General features: G+C 51.3%; 8 protein-coding genes. 3 read left to right on the top strand and 5 right to left on the bottom strand.

Annotated elements, in window-relative coordinates:
* On the top strand, positions 1 to 232 hold a 232-nt coding region (locus OB87_RS13335), incomplete at its 5' end, for a Txe/YoeB family addiction module toxin (RefSeq protein ID WP_033569918.1).
* Positions 233 to 276: 44 nt separating this feature from the next.
* Here the strand turns inward: OB87_RS13335 and OB87_RS13330 are convergent.
* The 5 genes from OB87_RS13330 to OB87_RS13295 form a co-directional block, all read right to left on the bottom strand.
* On the bottom strand, positions 277 to 489 hold the full coding sequence (locus OB87_RS13330; protein ID WP_033569917.1) for a hypothetical protein: 213 nt from the start codon (positions 487 to 489) through the stop codon (positions 277 to 279).
* 292 nt (positions 490 to 781) lie between these two features.
* On the bottom strand, positions 782 to 2,290 hold the full coding sequence (gene mbeA, locus OB87_RS21215; protein WP_072025479.1) for a plasmid mobilization relaxase MbeA: 1,509 nt from the start codon (positions 2,288 to 2,290) through the stop codon (positions 782 to 784).
* Positions 2,280 to 2,624 carry a MobC family plasmid mobilization relaxosome protein gene (locus tag OB87_RS13310; RefSeq protein ID WP_033569913.1) on the bottom strand — a complete coding sequence of 115 codons (345 nt, stop codon included), beginning with the start codon at positions 2,622 to 2,624 and terminating at the stop codon, positions 2,280 to 2,282. The genes mbeA and OB87_RS13310 overlap by 11 nt, the downstream gene beginning before the upstream one ends.
* A gap of 1,348 nt (positions 2,625 to 3,972) precedes the next feature.
* Entirely contained in the window at positions 3,973 to 4,239 is a 267-nt protein-coding gene (locus OB87_RS20895; RefSeq protein ID WP_033569911.1) for a hypothetical protein, read from the bottom strand.
* Entirely contained in the window at positions 4,223 to 5,128 is a 906-nt protein-coding gene (locus tag OB87_RS13295) for a hypothetical protein (RefSeq protein WP_033569919.1), read from the bottom strand. Before OB87_RS13295 ends, OB87_RS20895 begins: the two co-directional genes overlap by 17 nt.
* A 318-nt stretch (positions 5,129 to 5,446) precedes the next feature.
* Between OB87_RS13295 and OB87_RS13290 the strand changes: the two genes are divergently transcribed.
* Together OB87_RS13290 and yefM are read left to right on the top strand one after the other, a co-directional pair.
* On the top strand, positions 5,447 to 5,956 hold the full coding sequence (locus OB87_RS13290) for a hypothetical protein (RefSeq protein ID WP_033569910.1): 510 nt from the start codon (positions 5,447 to 5,449) through the stop codon (positions 5,954 to 5,956).
* Between the two features lie 141 nt (positions 5,957 to 6,097).
* A complete protein-coding gene (gene yefM, locus OB87_RS13285) occupies positions 6,098 to 6,349 on the top strand; it encodes a YoeB-YefM toxin-antitoxin system antitoxin YefM (RefSeq protein ID WP_033569909.1) in 252 nt (83 codons plus the stop codon).
* Positions 6,350 to 6,368 lie beyond the last annotated feature (19 nt).

Here is a 6,368-nt window from a genome sequence, read left to right as displayed (position 1 = left end):
AGCCTGGGAAGACTACCTGTACTGGCAGGAAACCGACAAAAAGATGATGAAACGGGTGAACGAACTGATCAAGGATGCCAGCCGGACGCCGTTTTCCGGCAAAGGCAAACCCGAACCGTTGAAACATAATCTCGCCGGTTTCTGGTCACGCCGCATGACCGCCGAGCACCGGCTGGTTTATGCCGTCGAGGACGATGCCTTACTGATTGCATCGTGCCGCTACCATTACTAAAAAAGCCCGCCAAGCGGGCTTTTTCGTTTCATTTCTGAATGCCTTTAGGGATGTGATGGCCCGGCCAGATCCTGATGAAAGGCGGCAAATAATGCATCAATTCGCTCCTGCAACAGGAATGACAACACCTCACGAACGGAAGGATGAGGGATTTCCAGTACGGCATAAATCAGCGCACGGCACTGGTCTATCAGGTCTTCAAACTCGATATTGTGGTCATAACGGGGAAGTTCGTGGCATGTCGAATTACTGCACATGGTGGTTTGCTCCATCGAGAGTTAAAAACCACCACCCAAAGTGAGATTTTTGGGTGGTAGCCCAGACGGGGATCTCACTACCGGCTCGTTGGACTCCGGCCAGCCCGAAGGCTGCCCCGCCTGAGCCACCATAGAAGACAGGTGCGCAAAGGCAGACGGCACCAGAAAGCGATATACGCGGTGCCGACAACGAGTACGGGGTGAGATGCCCGATCACCGTTTAGCGGTGACTGCACGACTATAAAGTGGAACAGATGATTGTCAACGGCGAGGATGAAAGGGCGTAAATGCGCTACAGCTCCATCGAGCGTCCCGGAGAGTGCCGCTGACGTGCCAGTTCCCGCTCCTTTTGACGCTGGAGTAACTGCTCGTGCTGTCGGTGCTGTTCAGCAACATTCAGCCGCTCGATAACCGGCGCAGCTGCTCGCTCAAACTCTGCACCTGCCTGCTCAAGCTCATGACGCGCTCGTTCAGTGCCGCGTTCTCCCGTTGCATAAGTCCACACATCGTCCGCCATTCCCCGAAGGCGCTCTCCCACTCGTCCAGCCTTTGCGAGTAGTCCTGCTGTAGCTGCTCTAAGGCGCTCAATAACTGTTTTTCCAGCTCGGTCATGCTCTACTCCCGTACCAGTTTCACGGCGTGCTGTTTCCCGTTGTCCGCAGTCCAGCCCGTTTCCGCTTTCATGCCCTTCGGCAGTACCAGAAACCGCCCGTTGCTGTCGCTCTGGTAGCTCACGCCCCACGTTTTCTCGTTCATCTTCGCCAGCGTGTCCGCCTGTTGGCTGAGGGCTTCCGTATTCTGGATGATTTTCTGCCCCTGCCACCACAGCACGCTCCCGCTCGTGGCGATAAGCAATACCGACACCATCGTGATAGTCAGCCATGTCCGCCCGACCATACGCAGCACGCCTGTCCGGTTCGACTGCATGGCAAGGGTCATACTCGTCTCGTGATCGCGGATAGCGTCGCTGATTCTCTTCCCGCTTTCGTTCAATGCCTGTTTTACAGACGCTTCGTGCTCGCTGAATACGGTCTTCAACATCTCGCCGGTACTCTGCTGCTGCGCTTTCGATTTCTGCTCTAAGTCCTTCGCCAGCGTTAAAAGACTGCTCATAAATGGCTCCCCTCAGTCGGATATTTCGCCCCCCGTCCGGGTCGGCAATGCTGATACTGCTTGTCGTGGTACGCACCACCTCAAAACCGGCCCCCTCCAGCGCCGCCGTCACGTCCTGCCGTGTTTTCAGCGCCCCGGATGAAGCGAGGGCCAGCAGACCCCGTGTAATCGCTTCTGCGGCCTCCTGCTTCGTTTTGGGCAGGGATGACGGCGTAACCAGTGCCCGCCGGTTTTCCGGCGCGTTCGGGTCGTGCAGGCCCAGACTGCCGTTGACCACCGTCTGCCACGCATCGATGCGCGGCCGGTCGGCCCGGTCGTAATACGGCTGGAGGCGTTTCCCGGTCAGCAGTTCGGTAGTGGGAACGAGGAAATTCAGTTCCAGCCGCCCTTTGTCGGCGTGCTCCACCCACAGGATGCTGTACTGGTCTTTATCGAGTCCGGGCATCAGAACCTGCTCAAAGCTGGCCATCAGTTTTTCACGCTGTCCGGGCGGTAAATCGGCCTCCGCAAATGACAGCACCCCGGAGGTGTATTTCTTCGCATACGGCGAGGCGTCGATAAGCTCCCGGACTTCTTCCGGTTTCCCCTGAAGAACACTCGCCCCCTCACGCTGCCGGTCTTTTCCCAGCAGATAATCCACCGGCCCGGAGCCGCCGCCACGCCCGCGCGCATGGAACTTAACAATCACCGTCAGACTCCTTTGCCAGTACCGCATGGCGCAGCCTGTCCAGCCCGGCATCAATCGCCATCAGTGCCGCCACAATCTGTACCCGGTCATGGCCAGTGCCGCCTCCGGCGTTAACCTTCCGGGCTATCTGGTTCAGGTTATTACCCATACCGGCAAGCTGGCGTAACAGCGCCGGAGAGAGTGACGGCAGTTTGCCGGTGCGCGACGGTTTTTCATCAAGACACGTCTGCCGCATCCATGCGGCCAGTTGTTTGCCGTCACAGCGCTCCAGCAGTCGCCGGTGTTCCTCGTCGCTGACCCACATGGTCAGCATCTTGTTGCGTTTCTCGGCCAAAAAAACCTCCTGATAACCCCGGAGCGGACAGGAAATGATTTCCTGTTCGGTGCGGGGTTGGACAAGCCGCAGGCGCGGCAGTGTTTTTGGCGGGTTTCGGGGCGCAGCCCTGAACCAGTCACGTAGCGCTAGCGGAGTGTATACTGGCTTAATATGCAAGCATAAAGCAGGCTGACAGGAAAGGGTTTCTCTGAAGCAGGGAAAACAGGAGGCATTTGCGCGTCACGCGAGACATAACAGAGCCGTGGCTCTTCCGCTTCCTCGCCTGTTCGCTCGCTGCGCTCGGTTACAGGACTGCGGCGAGCGGTGGGGGTTAAAAGACAGGAGATATCGATGCCAGGGAAAAAAACACGACCCCCCCCTTCCCCCCAGAGCCGGACAAGCCTACCACGCTTTTCCAGAGGCTCCGCCCTCCTGACGAGCATCACAAAAAATGACGCTCAAGTCAGAAGTGGCGAAACCCGACAGGACTTAAAGATCCCCACCGTTTCCGATGGGTCGCTCCCTCGTGCGCTCTCCTGTTCCCACCTTACAGTTTCCCCGCATCATTCCGCTGTCATGGCCGCGTTTTCTCATTCCACGCCGGATGCTGGGGTCTGGTTAGGTGGTTCGCTCCAAGCTGGGCTGTATGCACGAACTCCCCGTTCAGCCCGACCGCTGCGCCTGCTCCGGTAACTAGTCACATGATTCCAACCCGGACAGACACGACTTATCGCCACTGGCAACGGCCACAGGTAAAAGGGTGTACAAGAGATTACTGATGCAGAGTTCTTGAAGTTGAAGCCTAACTACGGCTAAACTGAAAGGACGAATTTGGTGGCAGCGGTCTTGTACACCCTGTTACCACGGTTCAGAAGTTCCCCAACTTACTGAACCTTCGAAAAACCACCTCCCCAGGTGGTTTTTTCGTTTACAGGGCAAGAGATTACGCGGGAAAAAAAAGGATCTCAAGAGGATCCTTTTTTTTGTTTAGCCATAACTCAAACAATACAGTCAAATATCAGGGAAAAAATTACGGCTAACCAGCACATGCCCCGTAAATCCCTACTGCTACACTCTATCCTGAATGCACGGTAAATCAGGATCTACAACCATGAGCAACTGCACCCATTATGAAAAACACGAACTGGCCCAAGCTGAGTATGACGAATGGATACGAAGCAAGGTAACGGCCTCTCGTGCTGACACGCGACCACGCATGACCACCGAACAGGTTCGCCAAACACTACAAGCTCGACATCAGGAACTGAAAGCGCAGCGTGATTCCGTATGAATGAAATAGACTGTGCAGAAGTCACCATTTTGGTCGTTGTTGACGGCCAGCACCTATACCCCATAAAACGAGTACTTATCTAACCTTTTTGAAAATGATCAAAATAAGACATACACACACAGGAAATCCAATTAAAGCAACCGAAATAACGTTATCTGTGGCCTTATAAATATTATCTATAACAGCCTCATGATATTCGATAGTAACCACCTTACCCAGTAGAAGGTCGCCTTTATTATCTAACGGGAAAATAGCAAGGAATAGCCACAGATAATACGCAAAGGTTACTAATGCAATCCCTCCCCAACGCAAAACAGCCTTACATTCACTTGTTAACATCATGCATCCCTTCTAATAACCCACCGACAGTACCTCCAGAATAAGGAGACACTTTGCCAACACCAGAAGCTATCTCAGCGGCCGCTCGAAAAGCTTTAACTCTTACTGTTGATTCATCAAGAGGAGTAAACCCATCGATATTGGGATACTGCTTTTTAAACTCACTAGTCATATCAACAACAAGCATGGATGATGCAGCACTTTTTCTTTCTAAATACCGCTGTAGAGATACCGGCACAGCAAAATCTTCTTCGTAATCAATTCGCATCTGAGAGTTAGTTGTGTACCCCCCCTCAAACACTTGTGATCCCGCAACCTTCACACCTTTCGTTGCATGGGTTGTACAGTTCACTCCTGTTACATCATATTGATCAATTGTGTGGCCGTTTCTCTTGGTATCATCCCCCATATTTGGAGTCTCTTTAACTTTGCTACCTGAATTCCACAGCCTTTCAAAATACATTCTTGCAATAGCAGGATCTGCATCTGTAATGAGAAATACCTTCGCTTCCATCTTGTACAGTTCTTCTCGGTAATATGCCCTGGCACCTTCAAACTGCAAATAGTTTAAGATGCCATCACCGACAAGCCCACCAGCACTGGCTCGTCTACCAAAACGGCCATAGGTAAAAACAGTCGCATTATTTCCCTCGTGAATGGAAATAAAAGCATGACCCGTCTCCTTAATTTCTGTCCAGATAAAAACGCCGTTTTCTAACGGGTTCTGTTCTTTCTTGCATTCATTTCCCTGTTCAACCCACTCACCTCTTGATCGCGTTAGATAAGTCGGGTCGTCCCTGAAGTAACTTTTTGGCTCAGGCTTAATATTTTCCCTTGGGTTTTTCCACAACCCTAACCCACGGCCATACTGCATAAACTTGTCATGTTCCACTAAACCGGCTCCATCTGGTTTTATCGACATGGAATTGTGTCATGAATAATTTACCATAACACCCGTTCCGCGCACTGCCCCCGACGCCCCCGGCCGCGTTCGGCGGCCAAACCGCTAAAAACCAGTCTGTTCCCCCCCGCAAACCGCCCGCAAGCGCCCGGATAAATTTCACCTAAATGCATATATATGCGCATAAGCGACTAGCAGCCATTTTGAGATCCATTACGGCTCCAACCGGTAATTATGAGCACTTTTATGGAACATCTCTCGATGGTAAAATAACTGTATATTTATACAAACATTGCTGTGAGGTAAAGAATGTCATCCAAAGAAGATTTTTTTAGAAAAGTACAGGAAAACAAAGACACTCAACATGAGTCTTTCAAAAAAACAAGATCTGACATAATGTCATTCCAAGCTGATTTACACGCACTGATAAAGCAAATTGAAATGTGGATTGATGGTTCAGGATTGCAAGTAATTACGACCGAAAACACATTCAATGATAATACGGTATCCATTCTTCCATGGGGAAAAGATCTGCAAAAATATAAAGCGACCTCATGTAAGTTAAAAAACCAAAATAGAACCGCAGTCATTGTACCTGTTGGTGTATATGGTGATCACTACAAGGCAAGCATATCGATAACCATAGACAATCCGAATCGCGCACCAAGAGAAGAGAAATTTATTCTTACCCTTGAAGACAGAAATACATGGAGCATCAGAAGAGAGAGTCTAATGCGCTACTCCCCCAGCCACAAAGACGAACCATCACAACTTCTGGACGAAAATATATTCTTTATGGCTATTTCTGGCCTTGCGTAAAATGACAGACAAATGCGTTAGAGCCTATTCATTGGGACCACGGTCCCAATCCGCTAATTTTGTGCATGCACAAAAGTCCCCGTCATAGCCCTTGCTCAAAACCCCACACAATGTACAATTAATTGTACAAAGGAGGTTGTTATGAGAACCGTAAGCTACAGCGAAGCCCGGCAGAACCTGTCCGACACCATGATCCAGACCGTAGAGGACAAGGCACCGGTGCTGATCACCCGCCAGAATGGGGAATCCTGCGTGCTGATGTCCCTTGATGAATACAATGCGCTGGAAGAAACCGCTTATCTGCTGCGTTCGCCAGCGAACGCCAGACGGCTAATGAACGCCATCGACAGCCTGAAAAGTGGCAAGGGTCAGAACAGGGATATCATTGAGTGAAACTCACATGGTCTGAGGA

This window comes from Dickeya undicola (genome assembly GCF_000784735.1).
Taxonomy (GTDB): Bacteria; Pseudomonadota; Gammaproteobacteria; order Enterobacterales; family Enterobacteriaceae; genus Dickeya; species Dickeya undicola.
This window is presented reverse-complemented; position numbering and strand designations above follow the sequence as displayed.